We start from the raw sequence: 23,892 nt of genomic DNA on the forward strand, positions 1-23,892 counted from the left end.
CTCTGTGTAATGACCTTAGCACTTAGATTAATACGGGATCTATGCTACAACTTTTCAGATTGTTCAGTGACAGATGCTTTTCATTTCATCTTTGCATTATCGTGCACCACTTTTTAAGGGAATATTGACATGTTTCACCTTATCTTCAGCATACCGAGTTGGTATGTTATCGCCCGTTTTCTTATCCCGCTTTCCATGCCCATTGCTCTAAAAATCCTGTTATCGCTGCTGGTGCTGCTGGCTTCTCAGTATCTGCTGGTTAGCCGGTTCACCTCTGGCAGCATTTTTGCGCCTGAAATGCCGCGCATGTTGATTATTCTCTTCAACTGGGCGTTCAGTGCGGTGCTGTTCCTCGCGCTCACGCAGTTGGTGATTGATGTGGTCGCACTGATTTCACTGATTGTCAGGCATCCGCTGGAGATTGCGCCTGGCATTCGTTACCTGGCTGCACTGTTTGCCATGGGTCTGGCTACGTATGGCGTTCAACAGGCCACCCGCGTTCCCGCGCTGAAAGATGTCACTCTTGAGGTCGCCAATTTGCCGCAGGCATTTGAAGGTTATCAACTGCTCCAGCTCACCGATTTGCACATCACCCGGCTTTTCAATGCCAGCTGGACGGCGTCCATGGTGAAACAGGCAATGTCGCTGAATGTGGACCTGATCGTCATCACCGGTGATGTTATTGATGGCACCCTGGAAAACCGCCGTAACGATGTCGAACCGCTGCGCGGTTTGCATGCCCCGGATGGCGTACTGGCCATCACCGGCAACCACGAATACTTCTTCGAACAACAGGCGTGGACGGAGCATCTGGCTTCCTTAGGGTTAGATCCCCTGCTCAACCGCCACAAGGTGATCGCCCGCGGAGAGGCAAAACTGGTGATCGCCGGCCTGACCGATGCATCAGCCACCGCACGAGGTGCTGATGGTCCTGATCTCACCCAAGCATTAGCAGGCGCACCGGAAAACGCACCGATTGTGTTACTCGATCATCAGCCCAAAAATGCGCGTGAAAATGCCACACAGGGCGTCGATATCCAGCTTTCAGGCCATACGCACGGCGGCTTAATCTGGGGATTCGATCGGCTGTTTGCCAAACCTAATAATGGTTTTGTTTCAGGCCGTTATGATGTGGATGGCATGCAGCTGTACGTGAATAACGGTACCGGTCTTTGGCCAGGTATGGCGGTAAGAGTGGGACGCCCATCGGAACTGACCCGCATCACCTTGACGCGTAAGAAGTAAAACTGGTACCCCGCTCATGCCTTGAAAAAGGGAGAGCGGGAACGCCTGACGTCAGCGCAGTATTCCCCACTGGAATAAGATATTTCTATAGTTTTTTCTCCAGTTAACACCTTGAAACATTATGGTTTTACGATACAAAAAATGCCTGATAACAGAGTAGAGTAACGGGTCTGGTTGTTAATAAATTGATGGATGAATGTAATAAATGAAAGGAATGCCGCCAATTATTCTTGCCCTGCTTGCTGGCTCACTGGTGCTGACAATTGGCCGTGGGGTCACGCTGCCCTTTCTGACTATTTACCTCACCGAGCACTATAATCTGCTGCCCAAAAGTATCGGCATCATTATGGGGGCAAGCCTTGCTATCGGTATTTTCAGCAGTCTCTACGGTGGCTACCTGGTCGATAAATTCAGCCACCGCTTGTTGATTGGTTTCTCTATCAGTCTGTTCGCCCTCAGTTTTTTCTTGCTGCCGCTACTGCCAGAGGTCGGCAGTGTGGTCGTGGTAATCGCCCTGCTCAACGCATCCTATGCGCTACTGAGCATCACCATCAAAGCCTGCATTGCCGCGTGGCTTCCCGTCGAGAAACGTGTCAAAGCATTCTCGATGAACTACACGCTGATCAATGTGGGCTGGGCCGTTGGCTCTTCATTAGGTGTCTGGCTGGCGGGGTTTGACCCAACGCTACCGTTTATGATTTCGGGCACTCTGGCGCTGGTCACGGTTATTGCGCTGATGGTGGGATTACGCAATATCCCCAACAGCCCTGCGCGTAACGATGTTGAGCTGAAACCTCTGGAAAAACCCGACTTACGCCAGACTTTATCCATCTTGATGCGTGATCGCTGCCTGATCTATTTCACTCTGGGCAGCACCTTCGGTGCGATTGTTTTTGGGCAGTTCACCGGATATCTGTCGCAGTACCTGATTATTATCGCGGATGCCGCTTACGCCTATAAAGTGATTGGCGCCATTATGATCACCAACGCGGTGATTGTTATTGCCTTTCAGTACGTGATGAGCAGCCGCATGAAACAGGACAACCTGCTGAGATGGTTATTTTTCGGCACGTTATTCTTTATCCTCGGTCTGGCCGGCTTTATGCTCGCGGGGCCTTCGATACTGCTGTGGATGATAGCGATGGTGATTTTCAGTTTTGGCGAGCTGATTGTAATCCCCGTGGAATATATGTTCATCGATTTCATCGCGCCCGATAATATGAAAGGCAGTTACTACGGTGTACAGAACCTGAGCAATATTGGCGGTGCCGTTAACCCCGTACTGTGTGGATTCTTACTCAGCTATACCCCTCCACCGGTCATGTTTATTGCCCTGATCGGTTTCTCCGCGGCCGGGTTGCTGTTCTTCCGCCATGGGCATCGGTTGGCGATGAAAAGAACGATGGCCTGAGTCTCAATCTATTTTATACGCACCTATTTCACTGGCTGAGATACCCAGCAGCATATAAGAATATAAATAGTGAGTTTCACCCTCTTTAGATCAAAGAAGCTTTGATGTGCTCTGATTATGATCTCGCGCCCTGCCAGGGAGTGCTGGCGAGGGTTGAACCCTTTCAACATCTTAATCAATATTTCTGGGGATTTATGGGCACCGTTAAGTTAGCTAATCCGGCTCCGCTGGGCCTGATGGGTTTTGGCATGACCACCATTTTGCTGAACCTGCATAATATAGGGTTTTTCCCAATGGATGTTATTATCCTGGCAATGGGCATCTTTTATGGCGGCATCGCGCAAATATTCGCGGGTCTGCTGGAATATAAAAAAGGCAACACCTTCGGTTTAACCGCATTTACCTCTTACGGTTGCTTCTGGCTGACGCTGGTCGCGATTTTACTGATGCCGAAAATGGGTCTGACAGAGGCAGTAAACGGGCATTTCCTCGGGGCGTATCTGGGTCTGTGGGGCGTGTTTACGTTATTCATGTTCTTCGGCACCCTGGCAGGCAACCGCGCACTTCAATGTGTGTTCTTCAGCCTGACCGTGCTGTTCGCCCTGCTGGCGATTGGCCATCTGGTGGATAACCCGGCGATCATTCACGTTGCTGGCTGGATTGGTGTTGTCTGCGGAGGCAGCGCGTTTTATCTGGCGATGGCTGAAGTGCTGAATGAGCAGTTCGGTCGCAGCATCCTGCCTGTGGGTGATAAACACTAACTTACTTTAAGTGGCCATCGGCAACGTGGCCACTCAGCCCCTTTGTTAGCCACCTCCTTATTCTCTATCACATTAATAGGGTTATCCAGATGTACCGCAAGCTCAGAATGCACTATTTTAAAACCACACAATAAAAAGGTGGATAGAGAAATGAGCCAATCGTCGGAAAACCCAAATGCTTCAGCCGCGCAGTGTCCTTTCCACGCGGGAGCCGCCAAACCCATTGCAGGCAGTGGCACCAGTAGCAATGACTGGTGGCCAAAACAGCTAAGAGTCGATCTTCTGAGCCAGCATTCCAACCGTTCCAATCCCCTCGGCGTTGATTTTAACTATCGTGAAGAATTCAAGAAGCTTGATTACCCTGCCCTTAAAGCCGATCTCAAAGCATTACTGACCGATTCTCAGCCGTGGTGGCCCGCTGACTGGGGTAATTATGCCGGGCTGTTTATTCGTATGGCCTGGCACAGTGCTGGCACCTACCGCATGGTGGATGGTCGTGGCGGTGCCGGGCGCGGTCAGCAGCGTTTCGCCCCGCTCAACTCCTGGCCGGATAACGTCAGTCTGGATAAAGCACGACGTCTGCTGTGGCCGGTGAAGCAAAAATACGGTCAACAGATCTCCTGGGCTGACCTGATTATTCTGGCGGGGAATGTGGCACTGGAAAACTCCGGTTTCCAGACGATTGGCTTTGCGGCGGGCCGCCAGGATGTCTGGGAACCCGATCTGGACGTGAACTGGGGCGATGAAAAAGAATGGCTGACGCACCGTCACCCGGAAAGTCTCGCCAGCAATCCTCTGTCTGCCACTGAAATGGGGCTGATTTACGTTAACCCTGAAGGCCCGAACGCCAGCGGCGACCCGGCCTCGGCAGCGGCGGCCATCAGGGCAACCTTCGGCAATATGGCGATGGATGACGAAGAGATCGTTGCCCTGATTGCCGGTGGCCATACGCTGGGCAAAACCCACGGCGCGGGCGAAGCGACCCACGTTGGCGCTGAACCTGAAGCGGCATCGCTTGAGCAGCAGGGACTTGGCTGGGTCAGTACTCACGGTTCGGGCATCGGCGCGGACAGCATCACCTCAGGTCTGGAAGTGATCTGGAGCCAGACGCCAATGCACTGGAGCCATTACTTTTTCGAGAACCTGTTCAAATATGAGTGGGTGCAGACCCGCAGCCCGGCGGGCGCGATCCAGTTTGAAGCTAAAGATGCGGAAGACCTGATCCCCGATCCGTTTGATGCAACGAAAAAACGTAAACCGACGATGCTGGTAACCGACCTGACGTTACGTTTTGACCCTGAGTTTGAGAAAATCTCACGTCGTTTCCTGAACGATCACAATGCGTTCAATGACGCCTTCGCCCGCGCCTGGTTCAAACTGACCCACCGCGATCTGGGGCCGAAAAGTATCTATCTGGGGCCTGAAATCCCGGCGGAAGATTTTATCTGGCAGGATCCGTTGCCTGCTGCGGTGCATCACCCGGTGCCTGCGGATATTGCCGCGGTGAAAAAGCGGATTGCGGACTCCTCTCTTTCGGTGAGTGAGCTGGTATCAGTGGCGTGGGCCTCTGCTTCCACCTTCCGCGGTGGCGATAAACGCGGTGGTGCCAACGGTGCGCGTCTGGCCCTTGAGCCGCAACGTCACTGGGAAGTTAACCGTATCGCCAGTCGTGTGCTACCTCAGCTTGAGGCGATTCAACAGCAGTCAGGGAAGCTCTCTCTCGCCGACACGATTGTTCTGGCAGGTACCGTGGGCGTTGAAAAAGCGGCCGCAGCTGCGGGCGTCCTGATTGATGTGCCCTTCTTACCTGGCCGGGTGGATGCGCGCATTGAGCAAACGGATGTGGCTTCCTTTGCGGTACTTGAACCGGTTGCTGACGGTTTCCGTAACTACAAAAGTGGCAGAAGCAGTGCATCGACAGAAAATATGCTGATCGACAAAGCGCAGCAACTTACGCTGACCGCACCTGAGTTGACGGTGTTAATCGGTGGGCTGCGTGTTATCGGGGCGAACGTCGATAACACCCCGCACGGTGTGTTTACCGACCGGGTGGGTGTGCTCAGCAATGATTTCTTTGTCAATCTGTTAGATATGGGCACCGTCTGGCGCGCAAGTGATGACGCTAAAGAACACTATGAAGGGCATGATCGTACCACTGGTCAGCTGAAATACACCGCAACACGTGCAGACCTGGTGTTTGGTTCCAACGCAATACTGCGTTCACTGGCGGAAGTGTATGCCAGCGACAGTTACCAGCATCAGTTTGTGCTCGATTTCGTCGCTGCCTGGACGAAAGTCATGAATCTCGATCGTTTCGACGTTCAGTAATTCCTGCGGGTAAGCGGATCCATGCCGCTTACCCTTTTTCTCAACGCCTGCGTTATTTCCTCTCGCTGGGGACGTACGATAATACTCCCGCCACCCCGCCTGCACCGCCATCCTTCGGATGATTTACTCCGTCAGTGACATTCAAAGCGGTAAAATCAAACGGCGATACGCCTTCGAGGCAGGCCGCATTGACCCCGTACTGATGAGGATTCGAGCGGCTCTGATGGAAGGTATAGATGCCGCAGACAGAACAGAAATAGTGTGCCACTTCCCGGCTGTTAAACCGATACTCCGTCAGCGCTTCTTTGCCCTTTATCACATCGATTGCTGACGCAAACACCACCACGGCGCCCCGCATCCGGCAAAAAGTGCAGTTGCAGCGCCGCGCGCTATTCAGGCCATCAATAAGTGTCACGTTAAAGGCCACTGCGCCGCAGTGGCACTGAGCAGAAATGTTCTCCGTCATCGTCATAATCCCGTTATCAGTTGAGGAGCCAGCTAACATTATCTGCGCTCCTGGTGACAATACTGTGATGTCGGCTCAGGAAAAATTTTCCAACATCGACATAAAGGAATGCCGGTCACCATGGCCTTCCGTCAGCCGCACCCGCCCCTCAATATCGGCAAGATGGTGGTCCATCAACGCCCGGGCCTTAGCTAAATCTTTCGCTTTGAGCGCCGCGACAATCTGGCGATGATGGTCAGCACCGCAATCATCTTTGCGATCCTCCTCATACAGCGACATCACCAGCGACAGCCGCGCAACAATCTTCGTCAGCATCTCGGTCAGCACCGGATTACCGGCCAGCTCTGCCAGAACAATATGGAACTTGCCGGACAACACTGTTTTCGATTTCTCGTCGCCATGATGATGGATCTGTTCTTCTTCATCTGCCAGCTTTTCAAGGCTATCCAGCTGCTCTGGGGTGGCCCGATCCACCACGAACGCCAGCAGGATACCCTCCAGCTGACGCCGGGCTTCAAACAAGTGCCTGGCCTGCTCAACGCTCGGTTCGGCAACAAAAGTGCCGCGATTTCTTTTGCGCTCCAGCAGATGATCGCTTTCCAGCACGCCCAGCGCGCCCCGCACCACCGTCCGGCTCACGCCGAAATGTTCGGCGATAGCTTCCTCAAGAATTTTACTGCCGGGCTTCAGCGCCCCTTCACCAATTGCCGCCGCCAGCGTGACGCGAATCCGCTCGGATACGTCATCATGACTGTCGGCGCTAGCAACCGGTGTCGCCCTGGCACGCGTTTTTTTCATTAGCTTGTTCATCCTCTGTCTGAACCCTGACCGCATGCTGAGTACGTTACCGCAACACAACGGTGACTGCCTTCTATATCGTGATAATGATATTGATACGTAACCGGGTTATAACACGATGCCCTGAGCGCGACAGGTGGCCCGGATATGTGCTGCCGATTGCTGAATAAAACGAATCGCTTCATTAAACCCGTAAGATTGATGCTCGTAGCTTGGGTAACCGTAGCGGCTACGTTCATAACTTTCCCAGTCTTCAACCTCGCCAGCGGCAACGCGCTGAGCACAGGCATCAATGGTGGCAAAATACGCCTCCAGCTCGCTGGCCGTCAGGTCGGGATGCCCGGCGCGCCAGAGCGGATCGTCAATCTGAATACACTGACGCGGATGAGGACGGCGTCGATTATCGTCGGTCGATTGGGCGATTTCCAGCGACAGATTCAGCTGTGGGTTGACCTGTGCCAGAATCGACAGAATAGCAGCAAAATCCACCACGCCGCTGCCACATGGGCGCGGCTGAAAATCCAGTCCCCCCGGAGCGCGTCCAATGTACGCATCTTTAATATGGGTCTGACGCACCCAGGGGGCCAGGCGTTGAGTGGCCAGCACCGGATCTTCGCCGCGTTGCAGCATATTGGCGGTATCCAGCACCACCCCCGCGCACTCTTCCCCTACGGCCTCAATCATCCGCAGTATTTCGAAAGAGGTGATCTCATCGTGAGTCTCGATATTCATATGCACGCCGTGAGCGCGGGCAACCGGGGCCAGCTTACGCATGACATTTGCCATGCCTGCCAGCTGCTCTTCCCATGTGACATCGGTACGGAAACGGTCGGCCGCCAGACGGCCAGGATAGGCAGGTTTAAAATTACCCGGTGAAACCCACATTTCCCGGCAGCCAATCGCTGCGCTGGCTTCAATCATGCGGGTCAGCCCTGCAATAATATCGCCATTGCCGATGGCCCGCAGTTCTGGTGCTTCTGCGCTGCAATAAGGGTTGATTTTTCCGAGGCCGCTTTCCAGATACAGACCCAGTTCATCGGCTTTTGCGCGGATATCCCGCAGTAAACCGCTGTCCAGATTGGGGCTCATATCCAGCACCGTGCTGAAGAAGATGCCCTGAAGCCCCAGTGACTTAACATGATCCAGGCTGGCCAGCGGGCCACGTTTTTTAACTTCGGGTAGTTTCAACCCATCGATGCCTAACTTCATTGACGATTCCTTTAAGGTTAACAAATCACTGACTGATAGCTCAGGAGGTTGCAAGCCTTATGCCATCGACCCTTTTTCGTCATGATATTTAACGTATCTCATTGATAATTAATCTCTATATTTTTTATTTTATTTTGTATAACAAACTTTCGCATAAATATTCATATCACATCATCGTAATTGCACTGTCAGTACGTCAGAAACCTGACAGAACGGGCTTTCCGTCATCTTTATGGGCGATCATTTTGCGAAAAAAGGGGATTTTATCGTCTGTTTCTGCGCGATCCTGGTGATTATTTGCACCAAAATAATGCTCTTTCTGCACCACAATCGTCATTTCACGTAAGGAATTTTCTTTCGAATTATAAGGTGTAATTTAATTCGCACAGAGTTGCGAAACTTTGATTTAAATTAATAATTGTTTTATTTCAATCCATTATGGAGTTTCCCTCCCCTTCCCCCAACAATCTGGCATACGGCTTGCAGTTTCCTTGTCATCAACCCATTCGTCTTATTCGTCTTATGACAGCGACTCATCACCAGGGAAGCCCTATGCAAGATAAGCAACATACCCTTGAACGTAAGCGCCTGAGCGTGCAGGGACTGACCCACAGTTACGGTGGCAACAACGCGGTGAGTGATGTGTCATTTACCATTGAACCGGGTGAAATTGTGGCGCTGCTCGGGCCAAGCGGATGCGGTAAATCCACCGTGCTGCGAGCCATCGCCGGACTGATCCAGCCAAAGACAGGCAAAATTGTTCTGGGGGACCAGGAGCTCGCCAACGTGTCAGCCAGGGCTCGCGGCATCGGCATGGTATTCCAGAACTATGCGTTGTTCCCCCATCTCACCGTGGCAGAGAACATTGCCTATCCGCTGGCCTGTCAGCAGATATCCCGCGCGGAACGTAAGCAACGCGTGGCGGAGATGCTCTCCCTCGTGAGACTGAACGAGTTTGGTCATCGCCTGCCGCGTGAGCTATCCGGTGGCCAGCAGCAGCGTGTTGCCGTGGCCCGCGCCATTGCTGGCCGCCCTTCACTGCTGCTGCTTGATGAGCCTTTCGGCGCGCTGGATCGGGCGCTGCGTTTCGATCTGCAGGTTGAGTTGCTGCACCTGCAAAAAACCCTGGGCATTACCACGCTGATTGTCACTCACGACCAGGAAGAAGCGCAGAGTCTCGCCAGCCGTCTGGTGCTGATGAACAAAGGGAACGTTGAACAGATCGATACGCCGATGGCGGTGTATGACCAACCGAAAACACTGTTCGTGAATACGTTTATCGGTCAGACCAATCAGCTGCAAGGTACCGTGCTGCGTTTCGATAACGACACCACATTGATCGGCCTGCCCGACCAGAGCACCGTGCGCCTGCCGCGCCGTCTGAACTTCACTACCGGTTCAAAAGTGACGCTGACTTTCCGTCCTGAAGAGGTGCGGCTTTGTTTGCAGCCAGGGGAAAACACCCAGCCCGTACGCATGACAGTATCGGTGCCGCTCGGGCCAACGCTGCTGCATGACCTGGCACTGGAAGACGGTACCCGTCTGAAAGCGTCAGAGGTACGCGGGCCGTCAACGTTTATCCCCCAACCCGGATCCCAACTTTTTGCTGAGATTGACACTGCCCGCTGTCACGCCTTCCCGGCTGAACCGCTTCCCATGAATCAATAACCCAGGTGAACACTATGAAAAATGTAGAAATCAGTCGTCGTCGGTTTGGTCAGTTAATGGCGGGTGTCGCCGCTTCCGCCATGCTGCCGTTTTCACTGCGTGCGCTTGCCGCCGCAGGCAGTGGAACCGCCGTCGCCGCGACCTTCCCGGGGAACTGGGAAGATGCGTATCGCACTATCCTGACGCCGATATTGAAAAAAGAGGGTTTTGACATGACGGTGTCCCCTGCGATGGCCCAGGACCAGCTGGCAAAAGTGCTGGCCAGCCCCGGAAACCCGCCTTACGACACGCTGTTGATGTCGCCTGGACAGATGACAGTCGCTATTGAAAAGGATCTGATCCAGAAAATTGATCCGTCACGCCTGAAAAACTGGAACCTGCTTGATCCGGCATTTCAGGGCGAATATGGCCCGACGGTCACCGTTGAGGTTAACGGCATCGCCTACAATCCCGACCTGGTGCCGCGCCCCAAAGGCTACCGCGACCTGTTCGAGAATCCGGCATACAAAGGCCTGGTGTCCTGGACCGGATTTGCCTCGAACACCGCCGTAATGGCGTATACCGAGCTGGCAAAAATTTACGGGACAGGCCCGGATGACATGGCCGCGGTCTTTAAACTGTTTAAGGAACACCCGGAGCAGCTCACCAGCATCGTTGACAGTACCAACCATCAGATGACGCTGTTCCAGCAGGGTGAAATTGCCGTGTTTATGTGCAGTACCGGGAATGTGGCGCGACTGAAAAGCCTGGGGTTAAACGCGGAGTTCGTACACCCGGAGAGTGGCTCACCGGCCGCCCCGGTGAATATTCATCTCACCAAAGGCAGTAAAAATCTCGATGCGGCCTATGCCTATATGGATGCCGCCATCTCTCAGGCGGCACAAACCGCACTGATGCAACCCCCCGTCGAGATGTTCCCGACCAATAAAAACGTCGCCCTGACACCGGCTATAGCTGCCTATGTCACGCGTGAGCAGCTGAAATCGTTGGTCTACCCGGACTGGGCTGCGATTAACAAAAACCGTGATAACTGGATACGCCAGTTTGATTCCCTGGTTGCCGGTTAAGGTGATGTGATGAAACAGAGCGGCTTTCCTTATGTTGTACCCATGTTATTGCTTTCACTGGTTTTTTTTGCCACACCGCTGGCGGTTCTGGTTGGTTTCAGCTTCACGTCCGGTGACGGTGTCACGTTAAGCCATTACGCGCGTTTCTTTGGTGATAGCTTTAACTTCCGTGTGCTGATGAACACCGCCAGGCTGGGGATTGAAACGGTCATAGGAACGACACTGCTGGGCGTGCCGATTGCCCTGCTTTACTGGCACAGCGGGCGTCACTTACGTCAGGTGCTGATCTTCCTGACGCTGATTCCGATGCTGACCAGTAACGTGGTACGCACCTTTGCCTGGATTGTCATCCTTGGCCGCCAGGGGCCGATCAGCGAGGCGCTGATGGCCATGGGGATAACGGGAATGCCGACCAGCCTGATGTTCACCGAAACCGGACTGGTGATGGCGATGTGCCAGATTGATCTCCCGCTGATCATTCTGCCGCTGATCGCCATTCTCTCACGCACACCTTATCAACTGACCGAAGCGGCTCAGGTGTCCGGGGCGGGCGCATGGCGAATTTTGGTCACCGTGCTGCTGCCGTTGATGCTGCCCGGCCTGCTGGCAGGCTGGATACTGGTGTTTGCCAGCACCAGCAGTTCATTTGTTACCCAGGCGGTGATTGGCGGCGCGCGTAATGTGTATGTCCCTCAGCTGATTTACCGCGAAGTGGGTACGCTGTTCGACTGGCCGCTGGCTTCCGCTATTGCTGTGGTGCTCCTGGTGTCCACCGGGTGCCTGCTGGTCGCACTCACGATGATTTCACGCCACCGGAGACTGAACGGTCATGCTTAATCGACGCGAAAACCCTGTTCCCGGCCTGATGTATAAGCTCTTTGTCTACGGATTTGGCTCGCTTTGCGTGATCTATCTGGTGGCCCCGATAGTGATTGCACTGATGATGTCATTCACCTCCGGGCAGACCCTGAAATACCCGCCGCAGGGTTTCTCTCTGCGCTGGTACGAGGCCTTGTTAGATCCGGTCCGGTCAGCCACGGAGCACGTTGCCGCCGGAAACTCGTTAAAAATCGCCGCCCTGGCCGTACTGGGTGCGCTGATCTTCGCCGTGCCTGCCACCATCGGTATGACGCGGATGAAGCGCAGAAATGTCAGCACCATAGAACCGTTGCTGCTGGCACCGCTGGTGCTGCCAAGTCTGGTCTACGGGCTGGCTGCGCTGATTGTTGCCAATTTTATCGGCTTCCCGCCGTCATTGTGGCTGACCATTCTTGGCCATGTGGTGGTGTTTGGCCCCCTGATGTATCGCGCCGTGTCGGTGGTGGCGCAGGGGATGAACCCTTCGCTGGCGGAAGCCTCGGCCACGATGGGGGCCAGCTGGTTTATGACGCTGCGCCGCGTCACCTTACCGCTGCTGATGCCGGGCATTATGGCAGGGGCGTTTCTGGTGTTTATTCAGTCTCTGGATAATGTCTCGGTTTCGCTGTTCCTTGCCGATGCCCGCACCACCGTCTTGCCGCTGCGTATGTTCGCACTGATCGAGGAGTCGCTCGACGTTCGTGTTGCGGCCATCTCCGGGATTTTAATCGCGATCACCCTGCTTGGTCTGCTGGTCGCCCGGCGCGTGCTGGCACCGCGACCACAGCAACCCTGATTTTTTGACGACAAGGAAAGACTATGAATACTCGTGCGACTCAGGCCGCTGGCTATCGCATTGGCGCGCTGCTGGCCGATTTCCAGCCGGATTTTGAATTTTCAGCGCCGCTGCCGTTACCGTTAGAAGAGTTCGAAGAACGTCTGCGTAAAGTGCGTCGTCAGGCGGTGGAAGCGGGACATGATGCGATTATCGTCCATGCCGGGAGCGTTGGCTGGTTCCATGCCTCTAACCCCTGGCTGCGCTATCTCTGTGACTGGATGCGTGAAGGCGTGCTGATCGTCCCGACCGACAGTGACAAACCGCTGGTACTGCTCTCCTTTTTCACGCAGTCGGTATTGCTTCCCCCCGGTGGTGAGCCGCTGCTGGTTGATGAAATCTGGCAAATTGGCCCGATTGGCCGCGAATATGCCGACCGCCCCGGCGATTCGGTGGTCAAAACGGCAGAAAAATGTGCTGAGGTGCTGGCCCGTTTCGGGCTGTCAAAAGCGCAGATCGGTAAAATCGGTGATCGGACCTCGTTAACGTTCTGGGCGGCGCTGGCATCGCTGACACCCGCCGCGAAATATGTTGAGGATAGTGCCATCCTTGAGCGTTTGCAGAAGGTCCGCTCGCCGCGTGAAGTTGAGATGTTCCGCGCAGCCGCACAGCTCATCAGCATTGGCACCCAGGCGGCCTACCATGTAACGAAACCGGGCGTCACCGATCATGAAATCTATGCGGCCTTCAGCTGTGCGCAGCTGGCGTTCGGCGGTGAAACGGGTGATGGCTATCAGATCGGCATTAACGAGTTCGGCACCCACTGCGGCAAACCTTATGGTCACGTTGTGCGGCCGGGCGATCTGATCAATCTGTACATTTCCAACGTGACCTGGCGCGGCTATACCGCTCAGACCGCGCGGATGATTGCGGTGGGTGAGATAACTGAACGTCAGGAGCGGGTGCTGGCCGCCTGTACCGCTGGCGTGAAGCAGGCCGAAAAACTGATTAAACCGGGGGCGCTGATGCGTGATATTAACAACGCGGCGTTTGCACCGATGATTGATGCCGGGCTGCTGACCTCCCCGGAGGCGCGCACCATGCCCTATAACTGGTCACCGATGCCCGACGGAACAGCGCGTCTGATCCCACAGCAGTATGTGCCTGATGCCGATTATGAAGCCCAGGGTCGCAGGCTGATGCACGTCTACCCGGCAACGCATGGGCCGCATAACCCAAACCTGGGCCATTCGGTCGGCATGGCGGGCGGTCAGAACAGTTTCAACATCTCCTCTCATAACTACGATCGTCTGGAAGAAGGCATGATTTTCGTGATGCACACACAGTGGCTGGAGCCGCTGTCAGCGGGCTGCAATATCGGTGATTGTTACGTTGTCACGAAAGAGGGGTTTGAAAACCTCAGCCGCCATACCCCGCTGGACACTCACCGCATAACTGCCGGAGTCTGAAATGAAAAATATGCCGGGACATACCTGGTTTGACTTTGCCCAGCTGGGCGAACGCGATCGCTATAAGCTGCTCATCGGGACGGTAATCCCGCGTCCCATCGCGCTGGTCACCACCCTGAGCAAGGACGGTATGCCCAATGCCGGGCCGTTCAGCTTCTTTAACGTACTGACGCATGACCCGGCGATTGTCGCCATCGGCGTGGAAAACTATGCGGATATGCGTTTTAAAGATACGGCGCGTAATATCCGTGAAACCGGGGAATTTACAGTGCATATCGTGGATGATGCACTGGTTGAACAGATGGAGATCTGCGCGATTAAATTCGGTCCTGAGGTGGACGAACTAGCGTTAGCCGGGCTGGAAACTACACCCGGTAAAATGGTGCGCAGTCCGCGGATTCTGGCCGCCCCGGCCGCGCTGGAGTGCCGCCGCCATACCACTTTACAGGTGGGCCCGGCGCGCGAGATTATCCTCGGTGAAGTGTTGGGCGTTTATGTCCGCAGCGATGCGGTTAACCTGGAAAACCTGCACATCGACCAGCAGTTGATGGATGCCGTTGGCCGCATGGGCGGGCACACCTATACCCGCACGCGCGACCAGTTCGATATCAAAACCCTGAGCAGTGAGGAGTGGGCGCAGCGGGATGTCGCGGTGAAACCTGCTGTGGAATAAGCTCAGGTCTTCTGGCGGCCGGGCCACCCGGTCAGCCTTTTTGCCGTGATGGCATCATCCTGATCAGGGTGTTATCACGAAAAATATAGTGATGCACCAGTGCCGCCAGCGCATGTAAACCAATCAGCCAGTAGCCGAGGGGCGCCAGTACGGCGTGCCAGTGGATCAACGTTTCCGACAGTTCAGTATCGGGCACGGCGGCCACGGGCATCGGCAGTCCGTACAGGCTCCACTCCCCGCCCCAGAAGTAATGGGAGGTCAGTGCCAGCGCGGGCAGGGAAATAAACAGTGCGTAAATGCAGGTATGGGTTAAATGGCTCAGCGCGGTATGCCAGCGTTTCGGCGCGGGAATAATCGCGGGCGATCGTTTGCGCAGACGGATCATCAAACGCATGATCATGGTAATCAGCACTGTTGCCCCGGCGGTCACGTGGGTCACTGCAATAGCATAACCGTGCCAGGTTCCCGGCTGTGCATAGTCGCTGATCAAAATGGAACCATAAGCCAGAAGCAGCAGAAACACCGTCAGCCAGTGCAGCGCAATCAAAGGGAAAGTGTATTTTTTTTGCATTACCCGCAGAGTCATTGAATAAGTTTGCGCGCAGTATATCCGGCTAACACGTTTTAACCACAGGCAAAATTTACCGATAGGCGCCAAAAAACCTCGTTCCACCACGACGTTTTGGCCGCCGCTGTGGCACAATATCACCCGGACCTATTCCTGTTATCCCTCTGCCATCGCGAGGCACCATCATGACATGCCGCTCTGACTGCCCCTGTAAAAACCCGGACGCCCCCAGGTTCCCTGCGGGAAAGATGTTTAACGATCAGCGCGGCCGCGCCCTGCTGGTAACCGGCAAAGCAGGCCGTTTCCCGGATGCCCGTTACACGGTCTTAGACATCCGCACCGGGAACGCGGCGGAATACAGTTACCCGGCATTAGTCAGAAAAGAAAAAGGTCGTTAACAGGATGGGGGATATCAGCCCCCTATTTCACCGCGCCCTCGGTCACGCCGCTGATAAACTTGCGCTGGAAGATTAAAAACACCGCCATCAACGGCAGGATAACGATCATCGCGCCGGCCATCAGCACCGGAATATCAATGGTGTTGCGGTTCTGGAATAACATCATGCCGATGGGTAGCGTGCGCAGTTCATCTTTATTCACCAGAATCAGCGGCATCAAAAACTCATTCCACGTCCAGATAAATAGCAGCAGCGCCAGCGTTGATAGCGTCTGCCCGATGGCGGGCACCAGCAACCCCCAGAGAATTTTCACCCGTGATGCGCCGTCCATCACCGCCGCTTCCACCAGCTCTTTCGGCACCTGCTGAAACGCACTGGCAATCATCAGCGTGGTAAACGGCAGCGACAGCGCGATCTGCGGAATGATCAACGCCAGATAGGTATTGGTCAGCCCCATCCAGCGCAACTCATGGTAAAGCGGAATGATAAACGCCTCGCTCGGTAGCACCATGCCGAGGGCAAACATCGCGGCAATCACTTTCTTACCGGGGATCTTCAACCAGGCGAACCCAAACCCCGCCAGAATGCCGAGAAAAATACTGCACACCACCACCGGGATCACCACCAGCACAGAGTTCAGGAAATAGACATTAAAATGCCCCTGCTGCCAGGCCGTGATGTAATTTTTCACATTGAAAGAGCCAGGCAGCGTAAACACACCCTGAAACAGCTCCATCTGCGTTTTAAATGAAGTCAGCAGCGCCAGCATAAACGGCAGCACGGTGAGCAGCGCCACCACCCAGATCAGCGCACGGGAACTTACCGGCGTTTTGTGCATGATTAACGCTCCTTTAACGCCAGATGAATCAGCCAGTTAATCAGCAAGACGATCACCATACTGAAGACCGCAACCGAAGAGGCATAGCCGAAATAGTGCAGGTCGAAGCCCTGCTTATACATAAAGATATTGGTGACCATGGTCGAGGTGCCGGGGCCACCCTGCGTCATCACATACACCAGGTCGAACGTTTTCAGGCTGGCGATCACCGTCAGCAGCAGTGCGATACGCACCTCAGGTCTTAACCCCGGCAGCGTGATGCGCATAAACTTCTGTCGTCTTGACGAGCCATCAAGATCGGCCGCTTCCAACAGTGACGGATCCATACGTTGCAGGCCCGCCATAAACAGCACCAGACAAAAGCCGAAGAAATACCAGGTCGCGACCATACCAACGGCGGGCAGCGCCCAGGTAAAATCGCCCAGCCAGGAGAGCGCCAGATGCGGCAGGCCGATGGCGCGCAACAGCTGATCGATGGGGCCATAGGCCGGGTTATACAGCCAGCGCCATACAACGCCCAGTACCGCCATCGGCATAATGTACGGCAGGAAGAACAGGATGCGCAGCAGACTGCGTTCTGTATTGCTGCGCATATCATTCAGGAAACTGCACAGCATTAGCCCAATGCCGATAGGCAGCAGCGTATAAAACAGCATCAGCAGGGCGTTGTTCCCCAGCGCAATCCAGAACACCGGATCGCTGAACATCCGCATATAGTTACTGATACCGGCAAATACCGGGGACGAGGTACCGTCCCATTCGGTAAAGCTGATACCCAGCGAGGCCAACAGTGGCAGCAGCAAAAAGACGCCATACACCAGCACCGCAGGAAGAAGATAAAGAAAATTACGCCAGGGGCTTAGATTCAACATAAACGGACTCACAGGCCAGAACGTCTGACTGCCCGGCAGGATTGCCGGGCAATGCGGCTTAATGTTTCATGCTTTTGAGGTAGCGTTGATAGTTATTATCGAAATTGGTCACCATCTTATCGACCGTCTGACGCCCTCCCAGCAGCAGCTGAACATTCTGATTCAGCTCCGCGTTCATGGTCGGCGTCGCCCAGTCCACATAATGGCCCAGGCCGTCATTCTCATTCAGGGTTAACCACACCTGCCAGGCTTCTTTCAGCAGCACGTTATCCGCAGGAACCTGGGCATTCTTACTGGAGCTGGCCGGCAGGAAACCGGCTTTTAACCAGCGGTCGGCCATGGCATCTGACACCATATAATCGATAAATTTCGCCGAGGCATCCTGCTGCGCTTTATCCTTCGCCGTGCTGGTCACGGAGAACGCTAAATCGGTGCCCCCGACCATCAGCGCATGCTGTACGCCCTCGCCTGCAGGCATCGCGGCAAAGTGGAGATCTTTATTATCTTTAAACTGGCCGAGATACCAGGTCCCGCTGATCAGGAAGGCCGACTGCCCGTTCTGGAACAGTGTTGCGGCATCATCGTTACCGATGCCCTGGAAGCCCGGGAAGAAGTACCCTTTCTCGTTCCAGTCCTTCATCATCGTTGCCGCCCGGCTCAGCTTGTCATCTTTAAAGGTGCCGCCAACATCATAGATAAGGTCATCCAGCTTTTTACGATCCTTACTGTCGATCTGCGCCTGCCAGAGTGTACTCAGCATCTGCTGACCCATATTGCCATCAAGCAGGCCCAGCATCATCGGGGCCACGCCCTGCTCTTTCAGTTTTGCCATTGCGCTTTCCAGTTCGGGAAGCGTTTTCGGCACGGCAATGCCGGCTTTATCCAGCAGCGCTTTGTTGTAATACAGCCCGACCATCTCCCCCAGGCTTGCCACGCCATACAGCTTACCGCTGCCGAAGTCCTGCGTGTCGGACCAGCGGTTACGTTTCAGGATGGAATCCGGGAAGCGTTTGGTCCAGCCATAGGTGCTGGCATAACCGTCCAGCGGCACCAGCAGCTTGTCTTTCACCAATGACCCCATATCGCCGCCGCCCTGATTGACCTGGGCAATCTGCGGACCATCGCCAGCGGTGAGCGCCAGCTTGAGCGGGATGCGGGTATCTTCAAACGAGTGAACGGATCGGTTGATCACAATTGACGGGTTTTTCTGTGAGAACTCTTTTATCCCTTCATCAACTGCGGCGGTCTGCTGAGGATAGTTATAGATATCCCATTCATTAAGCGTGACGGCATGGGCGCTTTGCGCCATGCACCCGACCAGCGCGCCGGCCGCTATCAAACGTGAGAGCAGGCGCACTGAAGTACGAAACTGGGACGAACGAACGGATGAACTAGACATAGTGCTCGGTTTCTCCATCACTGAATGGGCATCCTTTCATGTCGACATCTGCCAATCCCGCAGATTGAAGCTACGATTATTTATGCACCCCTTCATACTTACTTTAATAGGAAAATAAAGTCAAACACCGCCTGTAGCGATTTACAGCACTGTGAGCGCGTGCATAAAAGCAACATATTGTGCACCGATTCAGCATGCCATCGCGCAGACGCGGTCGATAGCCTGTGATTCACTCCGCTTATCTCCCTGTTGCCAGCATCTTAAGCTGATAAAAATTGGGGAAAACTAACCTCCTGTTTTACCATACGAAAATCATATATTTTCCGGTCGCGTTGCGGGTTCCACTACACCAGGAAAGGCGCAGGCCGCAGCGCTAAAGGCGTACCCGGCGGATGACCGTGGTTATCGGTGAGCAGAATGATGCACTATTACGTCTGCTTTGTGATGTCACGCAATTATTTCATCTTGAAAACTAAGTCGGCATTCATTAACGTTGAAATTGCTCATCTGCTGACCAACGAGAATTGATGATGAATAATGACCCTGTGATCCGTGCAGCCACCCCGGACGACTATCCGGCGCTCTACCAAATTTGCCTGCAAACGGCGAATGCGGGGGTTGATGCCAGTGCGCTCTATTCCGACCCGGAGTACCCCGGGCAACGTTTTGCTGTTCCCTATGCGCGCTTTGCGCCCGACTTCGCGTTCGTGCTGGATGTGGACGGTGAGGTGATGGGCTATGTGGTTGCCGCCCCTGATACGCGCGCCTTTGAAGCCACGCTGAACAACGTATGGTGGCCTGAATTACAGGAAAAATATCGCCAGCGTCAGCCTGAGGCTGCGCTGGATGCCAACGTGCTAAACAGTATTCGCCATCCTGATGCTGCCGCCGGGGAACTGGTCACGCTCTATCCTGCCCATCTCCATATCAATCTGTTACCTGCGCAGCAGAAAGGGGGCTGGGGACGCAAACTGATTGAACATCAGCTGAATGCCCTGCGTGCAGCGGGTGTCGGTGGTGTGCATCTTGGCGTCAGCCTGCAAAATGAACAGGTGTGCGCGTTCTATCAGCGCCTGGGCTTCCAGCCTCTGCTGCGCAGCAATGCCATTTATATGGGCCAGTTACTTTGAGTGAGGCAGTTCATGACCAGTTTGCGATTGCAGAACGTTCAAAAGTCTTACGATCACATCAGTGTCATCAAAGGTATCGACCTGACGATTAACAGCGGTGAGTTTGTGGTGTTTGTCGGCCCCTCTGGCTGCGGTAAGTCCACGTTGCTGAGAATGATTGCCGGGCTGGAGGAGATCAGCGGTGGTCAGTTGCTGATTGATGAAGAGGATATGACCCAGCGTCACGCGACCGAACGTGGTGTGGCGATGGTCTTTCAGTCCTATGCGCTGTACCCGAATATGACAGTGCGTGGCAATCTGGCCTATCCACTTGAGGTGGCCAAACGGCCTAAAGCCGAGATCGCCAGCGCCATTGCCGAAACCGCGGCAAAACTGCATCTGACCGAACTGCTGGATCGGCATCCACGTGCCCTTTCAGGCGGCCAGCGTCAGCGTGTGGCCATCGGGCGTGCCATTATTCGCCAACCGCGTATTTTCCTGTTCGATGAACCTCTGTCGAATCTGGATGCGGAGCTGCGCCTGCAAATGCGTATTGAGATTGCCCGTCTGCATGCCTCCCTCGGGAATACGATGATTTACGTGACCCACGATCAGCTGGAAGCGATGACGCTGGCAGACCGTATTGTGGTGCTGCGTCAGGGGCGCATTGAACAGGTGGGTACGCCGCTGGATCTTTATCACAACCCGGACAATCTGTTCGTCGCCGGGTTTATCGGTTCGCCAAAGATGAACTTTATTGATGCCCAGGTGGTTGCGACCCGTGAAGGCCAGGTGCAACTGCGTCTGCCGTCGCTGGGCATTGATAATCTGACGCTGGCGCTGAATACCCCCTGCCACGAAGGGCAGAAAATGCGTCTGGGTATTCGCCCTGAGCACTTCCAGCCGGTGAAAGACAGCGCCAGCCCCTCGCAGTTCAGTGCGGAGCTGACCTACTGTGAGCTGCTGGGGCACACTAACTATCTCTATCTGAATACCGGGGATGAGCAGATGCTGGTGGTGGAGGAGCGCGAAGTGCATCAGCGGGAGATCGGTACACGGGTGGAATGGGTGATCCCGCCAACGCATTGTCTGGTGTTCGATGAGCAGGGGCAGCGAGTGCGCTGAAGTGGCCTAACGTAGGGGGCGACCCGAAAGGCCAGGTCAACGGCCAGGTCAAAGGCGTTTCGCTTTCCCGCTGTCGCGGGCTGAGCGACCCAGGGCGGCCAGTCGCATCGCCCACTTCGTGGGTTCCCTCAGTCGGTTGGCTTTCCTGCCGGACTGGCTGTGACGGGACATCCCTGTCCCGGCACGCCCTCTCGCCGACGTCCTGTTGGCTCGTCCTGGAAATCCGCCCTCCTTCGGCGAGGCTTAATTGCCGCTCAAAAGGTCAACGGCCAGGTCAAAAGAACAATCAAAGACGGACTAAAAATAAACCAAACACAAAAGAACCATTCTTGGCTTTTGTTGGTGTTTTAATTTCTTTAGATTTTGACCTGGGTTTTGATGTTGAGGCGGCAATTAAGCTGCGCTGAGGAAGCGATGTGAACCAGGATGAACGCTCGTGTCGGCACAGGGAGGTGCCGTCACGAGCGGTCCGTCGGTGAGCAACGCTTGCGAAGGCACCCGTGAAACGGGCGCAGCGCCTGCCGCAAGCGTGGATTCCAAAGGGCGGGGCGACTGCCGCCCTTTGGTCGCTTCGCCCACAACGTGGGAAAGCGAAACGCCCTTGACCCACTAACTAACGGGATTTTCTGCCTCATCATTCGCCTGCGCCGCCAGCAAATCCAACAGCTTATTGATCGCAAAACCGGCCGCCCCCAGCGCCCACATACGGCTGGATTCAGTCAAAAATTGCAGGGGCGTGGTTTGCGGCGTCAGCTTCAGGCGGTAAGCCTGGAAGTTGAGGGTAATATGGTCGAGCAGGATGCGTGAGGCCATCTGCGGCTCCATCGCCAGATACACCACGTCAGGATCATAGGCAATGGACAAATTCGCCAGCGAAATGCCTAAATGGCGCCCCGCCTCCTCCAGTGCCTCAAGCGCATCCGGCGTGGGTGCCGCGTCCAGAGACTTCAGCGTCACTGATTTGCTCTCCGGGCCGGACGCCAGACGCCGAAGAATAGCCCGGGAAGAGGCGACATCCTCAAGCAGACGCATCGAGCCATCACCCAGCAGTGCGTGACCAATCTCCCCCGCTTTACCATGTCGGCCACGATAAAGCTGGCGATCCAGCAAAATGCCGGCACCAATCCCTTTACCGTAGGTGGCAATCACCGCAGAGTGCACATTGCCCAGTTGACCAAACACCATGGCAGCCATCGCCATCGCATTCGCATCATTCTCGATAAACACCGGCAACGAGAAACGCTCGGACAGCAGCTGCGCAATCGGCACGTTATCCCAGTCCAGCACATTAGAGCGGATACAGATGCCCTGCTCCGCGTCGACCAGCCCGGACAGCGCCAGCCCGATGGCACTGACGCGCTTTCCCTCCACGCCACGTAAAAATTTCGCCAGCGCATCACTGAGCTGGCGTGGCGTCATAGATCCCGACGGGATCTGCTGTTCACCGAGTAAGTTCCCGTTGAGATCCGTCATCACGATCAGATTGCGTTCAGCATTAAGCTGAATACCGACCACGCTGGCGCGTTCAGGATTCAGTCCCAGCAGCGTTTTCGGCCGTCCCATCGACACCCGCCGCAGCCCCAGCTCCTGAATAATTTCCTGAGCCAGTAGCCGGTTAGTGGCCTGTGAGACCGTCGACATGCTCAGCCCGGTGCGTACTTTCAGGTCGGACTGGCTGATCGGGGCATTTTCAACAATCAGGCGCAGAATGCGCGCGGTTACATTTGGCGCTGTCATCGTTCCCTTATTCAGCAAATGAAGCGTGATAGTGGGCCAGCAGCAATGCGCCTGCCAGTGCATCCTGTTGCGGCGGTACCAGCAGCGCCCGGATATCATCATCCAGCCAGCGTTCGATCGGCGCAGCAAGCCCGCCCATCAGTGCAATATGACCGCTGCTCAGCAGGCGCAGGCGGCGGACTATCATCGCAATATCCTCGGCAGTCTGCCGGATTAATTTTACCGCATGAGGATCTTGCGCTGCGGCAGCGCTAAACACCTCAGGCACCACACGTGCCCAGTCGCCCGGCGTTGCCGTACGTGTCCACAACAGCATGGTTTCCGCGCTGTGCTGAAAACGCGCCATCACGGTCTGGGTAAAGTCGGTTTTGACAATGAGATCTTCATGAGCCAGCAGCGCCTGCCGCAACGCCCGACGGCCCAGTTCGGCTCCCGAACCCTGATCGGAAAGTGCAAACCCCCAACCGCCCAGCAGCGTAAAGCGTTCACCGTCCCAGGCGGCACCCTGACTGCCGGTGCCGACAATCAACACCGCACCCGCGCTGCCTGCGTGAGCGCCTGCACAGGCGATCTCAACATCACTCAGCACCTGCAAAGAGGCACAGGCGGGCTGCCAGTCTGCCAGCTGCGCAGCAACGGAAGCGACATTGGCCCCTGCCAGACCCGCCACCAGCGCGGTTTTCTTCAATGCATCAGGCGGAAGGCCCGCCGTGGCCATCGCCCGGGCGATCAACTGCTCAACGCTGTCGATGGCCTGTGCGAAGTCTGACCAGACATTGGCCGCTCCCCCCGTCACTTCGGCCAGTAGAACGCCCTGTTTATCGGTCAGCCTTGCACGGCAATGGGTGCCACCGCCGTCAATACCAAGGAGATAGTCAGAATACACGGGCTGCTCCCACGTTAATCGCTGTGAATCGTTGTTTCATTATTGACCGAACGATAGGTGAAAAAAACTTAAATCGCAATAACAAATAAATATGACGAAAATCACCTTCATTAAAAATGTTTTATAACAATGCATTAACCAATAACCTGGTGAAATGTCTCAGTGCGCGTGTTGACATTAGTTTTCTTGCCGTAATAAGTTGGTGGTCAGATAATCTCCAGCGAACCTGTCT

Annotated in this window: 22 protein-coding genes; 13 read left to right on the forward strand and 9 right to left on the reverse strand. The window is 55.0% G+C overall.

The genetic code is table 11. From position 1 onward, the window contains the following. Positions 1-129: 129 nt before the first annotated feature. The 4 genes from FY046_RS12575 to katG all read left to right on the forward strand — a co-directional run bounded on the left by FY046_RS12575 (position 130) and on the right by katG (position 5,745). Positions 130-1,245, forward strand: a complete 1,116-nt coding sequence (locus FY046_RS12575; protein ID WP_446186111.1) for a metallophosphoesterase — start codon at positions 130-132, stop codon at positions 1,243-1,245. Positions 1,246-1,450: 205 nt separating this feature from the next. Then, positions 1,451-2,656: an MFS transporter gene (locus tag FY046_RS12580; RefSeq protein ID WP_446186112.1), complete on the forward strand. Its 1,206-nt coding sequence runs from the start codon at positions 1,451-1,453 to the stop codon at positions 2,654-2,656. Positions 2,657-2,850: 194 nt separating this feature from the next. Continuing rightward, complete coding sequence (satP, locus tag FY046_RS12585) at positions 2,851-3,417, forward strand: acetate uptake transporter (RefSeq protein WP_421504524.1); 567 nt, start codon at positions 2,851-2,853, stop codon at positions 3,415-3,417. Between the two features lie 150 nt (positions 3,418-3,567). Then, a complete protein-coding gene (katG, locus tag FY046_RS12590) occupies positions 3,568-5,745 on the forward strand; it encodes a catalase/peroxidase HPI (protein WP_167863955.1) in 2,178 nt (725 codons plus the stop codon). Between the two features lie 52 nt (positions 5,746-5,797). On the opposite strand, the gene FY046_RS12595 is transcribed toward katG, so the two are convergent. The 3 genes from FY046_RS12595 to FY046_RS12605 all read right to left on the reverse strand — a co-directional run bounded on the left by FY046_RS12595 (position 5,798) and on the right by FY046_RS12605 (position 8,218). After that, the gene (locus FY046_RS12595; protein WP_159338239.1) at positions 5,798-6,211 is read right to left on the reverse strand and encodes a GFA family protein; all 414 of its coding nucleotides are present in this window, start codon (positions 6,209-6,211) and stop codon (positions 5,798-5,800) included. A 75-nt stretch (positions 6,212-6,286) separates the two neighbouring features. Then, a complete protein-coding gene (locus tag FY046_RS12600; RefSeq protein ID WP_133846554.1) occupies positions 6,287-7,009 on the reverse strand; it encodes a GntR family transcriptional regulator in 723 nt (240 codons plus the stop codon). A gap of 108 nt (positions 7,010-7,117) precedes the next feature. Then, positions 7,118-8,218 carry a sugar phosphate isomerase/epimerase family protein gene (locus FY046_RS12605; RefSeq protein ID WP_167863954.1) on the reverse strand — a complete coding sequence of 367 codons (1,101 nt, stop codon included), beginning with the start codon at positions 8,216-8,218 and terminating at the stop codon, positions 7,118-7,120. 552 nt (positions 8,219-8,770) lie between these two features. Between FY046_RS12605 and FY046_RS12610 the strand changes: the two genes are divergently transcribed. Genes FY046_RS12610 through FY046_RS12635 form a run of 6 tightly spaced genes read left to right on the forward strand, consistent with a single transcriptional unit; the run spans position 8,771 to position 14,728 of the window. Then, positions 8,771-9,886, forward strand: coding sequence for an ABC transporter ATP-binding protein (locus FY046_RS12610; protein WP_197931278.1), 1,116 nt, complete (start codon positions 8,771-8,773; stop codon positions 9,884-9,886). Between the two features lie 14 nt (positions 9,887-9,900). Beyond that, a complete protein-coding gene (locus tag FY046_RS12615) occupies positions 9,901-10,953 on the forward strand; it encodes an ABC transporter substrate-binding protein (protein ID WP_446186113.1) in 1,053 nt (350 codons plus the stop codon). Positions 10,954-10,962: 9 nt separating this feature from the next. Then, positions 10,963-11,790, forward strand: a complete 828-nt coding sequence (locus FY046_RS12620; protein WP_159338147.1) for an ABC transporter permease — start codon at positions 10,963-10,965, stop codon at positions 11,788-11,790. Further along, positions 11,783-12,607: an ABC transporter permease gene (locus tag FY046_RS12625; RefSeq protein WP_339506149.1), complete on the forward strand. Its 825-nt coding sequence runs from the start codon at positions 11,783-11,785 to the stop codon at positions 12,605-12,607. The genes FY046_RS12620 and FY046_RS12625 overlap by 8 nt, the downstream gene beginning before the upstream one ends. A gap of 23 nt (positions 12,608-12,630) precedes the next feature. Next, on the forward strand, positions 12,631-14,055 hold the full coding sequence (locus tag FY046_RS12630; protein ID WP_133846548.1) for a M24 family metallopeptidase: 1,425 nt from the start codon (positions 12,631-12,633) through the stop codon (positions 14,053-14,055). Between the two features lies 1 nt (position 14,056). Further along, positions 14,057-14,728 carry a flavin reductase family protein gene (locus tag FY046_RS12635; protein ID WP_197931277.1) on the forward strand — a complete coding sequence of 224 codons (672 nt, stop codon included), beginning with the start codon at positions 14,057-14,059 and terminating at the stop codon, positions 14,726-14,728. Positions 14,729-14,759: 31 nt separating this feature from the next. On the opposite strand, the gene FY046_RS12640 is transcribed toward FY046_RS12635, so the two are convergent. Beyond that, positions 14,760-15,299 (reverse strand): cytochrome b/b6 domain-containing protein, encoded by a 540-nt coding sequence (locus FY046_RS12640; protein ID WP_133846547.1) that lies wholly within the window; start codon positions 15,297-15,299, stop codon positions 14,760-14,762. A gap of 245 nt (positions 15,300-15,544) precedes the next feature. On the opposite strand from FY046_RS12640, the gene FY046_RS12645 reads away from it, so the two are divergent. After that, entirely contained in the window at positions 15,545-15,694 is a 150-nt protein-coding gene (locus FY046_RS12645; protein ID WP_159338149.1) for a hypothetical protein, read from the forward strand. Positions 15,695-15,716: 22 nt separating this feature from the next. Here FY046_RS12645 and FY046_RS12650 read toward each other — a convergent pair whose 3' ends face one another. Genes FY046_RS12650 through FY046_RS12660 form a run of 3 tightly spaced genes read right to left on the reverse strand, consistent with a single transcriptional unit; the run spans position 15,717 to position 18,803 of the window. Next, entirely contained in the window at positions 15,717-16,532 is an 816-nt protein-coding gene (locus FY046_RS12650) for a carbohydrate ABC transporter permease (RefSeq protein WP_133846546.1), read from the reverse strand. Between the two features lie 2 nt (positions 16,533-16,534). Continuing rightward, positions 16,535-17,404, reverse strand: coding sequence for a carbohydrate ABC transporter permease (locus FY046_RS12655; RefSeq protein WP_446186114.1), 870 nt, complete (start codon positions 17,402-17,404; stop codon positions 16,535-16,537). 58 nt (positions 17,405-17,462) lie between these two features. Then, complete coding sequence (locus FY046_RS12660) at positions 17,463-18,803, reverse strand: ABC transporter substrate-binding protein (protein WP_171148523.1); 1,341 nt, start codon at positions 18,801-18,803, stop codon at positions 17,463-17,465. 530 nt (positions 18,804-19,333) lie between these two features. Between FY046_RS12660 and FY046_RS12665 the strand changes: the two genes are divergently transcribed. Both FY046_RS12665 and FY046_RS12670 read left to right on the forward strand, forming a co-directional pair. Next, entirely contained in the window at positions 19,334-19,933 is a 600-nt protein-coding gene (locus tag FY046_RS12665) for a GNAT family N-acetyltransferase (protein WP_171148686.1), read from the forward strand. A gap of 12 nt (positions 19,934-19,945) precedes the next feature. Continuing rightward, on the forward strand, positions 19,946-21,037 hold the full coding sequence (locus FY046_RS12670) for an ABC transporter ATP-binding protein (RefSeq protein ID WP_167863949.1): 1,092 nt from the start codon (positions 19,946-19,948) through the stop codon (positions 21,035-21,037). A 609-nt stretch (positions 21,038-21,646) separates the two neighbouring features. Here FY046_RS12670 and FY046_RS12675 read toward each other — a convergent pair. Then, positions 21,647-22,774: an ROK family transcriptional regulator gene (locus tag FY046_RS12675; protein WP_133846542.1), complete on the reverse strand. Its 1,128-nt coding sequence runs from the start codon at positions 22,772-22,774 to the stop codon at positions 21,647-21,649. 7 nt (positions 22,775-22,781) lie between these two features. Beyond that, a complete protein-coding gene (locus FY046_RS12680) occupies positions 22,782-23,660 on the reverse strand; it encodes a BadF/BadG/BcrA/BcrD ATPase family protein (protein WP_159338151.1) in 879 nt (292 codons plus the stop codon). Positions 23,661-23,892: the final 232 nt, after the last annotated feature.

It is taken from the genome of Erwinia sp. 1181_3 (assembly GCF_052824965.1).

What these genes read in the sequence shown, in the direction of transcription:
- FY046_RS12575 (WP_446186111.1), top strand. Translation starts at nt 130, where the DNA reads ATGTTTCACCTTATCTTCAGCATACCGAGTTGGTATGTTATCGCCCGT.
- FY046_RS12580 (WP_446186112.1), top strand. Translation starts at nt 1,451, where the DNA reads ATGAAAGGAATGCCGCCAATTATTCTTGCCCTGCTTGCTGGCTCACTG.
- satP (WP_421504524.1), top strand. Translation starts at nt 2,851, where the DNA reads ATGGGCACCGTTAAGTTAGCTAATCCGGCTCCGCTGGGCCTGATGGGT.
- katG (WP_167863955.1), top strand. Translation starts at nt 3,568, where the DNA reads ATGAGCCAATCGTCGGAAAACCCAAATGCTTCAGCCGCGCAGTGTCCT.
- FY046_RS12595 (WP_159338239.1), bottom strand. Translation starts at nt 6,211, where the DNA reads ATGACGGAGAACATTTCTGCTCAGTGCCACTGCGGCGCAGTGGCCTTT.
- FY046_RS12600 (WP_133846554.1), bottom strand. Translation starts at nt 7,009, where the DNA reads ATGAAAAAAACGCGTGCCAGGGCGACACCGGTTGCTAGCGCCGACAGT.
- FY046_RS12605 (WP_167863954.1), bottom strand. Translation starts at nt 8,218, where the DNA reads ATGAAGTTAGGCATCGATGGGTTGAAACTACCCGAAGTTAAAAAACGT.
- FY046_RS12610 (WP_197931278.1), top strand. Translation starts at nt 8,771, where the DNA reads ATGCAAGATAAGCAACATACCCTTGAACGTAAGCGCCTGAGCGTGCAG.
- FY046_RS12615 (WP_446186113.1), top strand. Translation starts at nt 9,901, where the DNA reads ATGAAAAATGTAGAAATCAGTCGTCGTCGGTTTGGTCAGTTAATGGCG.
- FY046_RS12620 (WP_159338147.1), top strand. Translation starts at nt 10,963, where the DNA reads ATGAAACAGAGCGGCTTTCCTTATGTTGTACCCATGTTATTGCTTTCA.
- FY046_RS12625 (WP_339506149.1), top strand. Translation starts at nt 11,783, where the DNA reads ATGCTTAATCGACGCGAAAACCCTGTTCCCGGCCTGATGTATAAGCTC.
- FY046_RS12630 (WP_133846548.1), top strand. Translation starts at nt 12,631, where the DNA reads ATGAATACTCGTGCGACTCAGGCCGCTGGCTATCGCATTGGCGCGCTG.
- FY046_RS12635 (WP_197931277.1), top strand. Translation starts at nt 14,057, where the DNA reads ATGAAAAATATGCCGGGACATACCTGGTTTGACTTTGCCCAGCTGGGC.
- FY046_RS12640 (WP_133846547.1), bottom strand. Translation starts at nt 15,299, where the DNA reads ATGCAAAAAAAATACACTTTCCCTTTGATTGCGCTGCACTGGCTGACG.
- FY046_RS12645 (WP_159338149.1), top strand. Translation starts at nt 15,545, where the DNA reads ATGTTTAACGATCAGCGCGGCCGCGCCCTGCTGGTAACCGGCAAAGCA.
- FY046_RS12650 (WP_133846546.1), bottom strand. Translation starts at nt 16,532, where the DNA reads ATGCACAAAACGCCGGTAAGTTCCCGTGCGCTGATCTGGGTGGTGGCG.
- FY046_RS12655 (WP_446186114.1), bottom strand. Translation starts at nt 17,404, where the DNA reads ATGTTGAATCTAAGCCCCTGGCGTAATTTTCTTTATCTTCTTCCTGCG.
- FY046_RS12660 (WP_171148523.1), bottom strand. Translation starts at nt 18,803, where the DNA reads ATGTCTAGTTCATCCGTTCGTTCGTCCCAGTTTCGTACTTCAGTGCGC.
- FY046_RS12665 (WP_171148686.1), top strand. Translation starts at nt 19,334, where the DNA reads ATGAATAATGACCCTGTGATCCGTGCAGCCACCCCGGACGACTATCCG.
- FY046_RS12670 (WP_167863949.1), top strand. Translation starts at nt 19,946, where the DNA reads ATGACCAGTTTGCGATTGCAGAACGTTCAAAAGTCTTACGATCACATC.
- FY046_RS12675 (WP_133846542.1), bottom strand. Translation starts at nt 22,774, where the DNA reads ATGACAGCGCCAAATGTAACCGCGCGCATTCTGCGCCTGATTGTTGAA.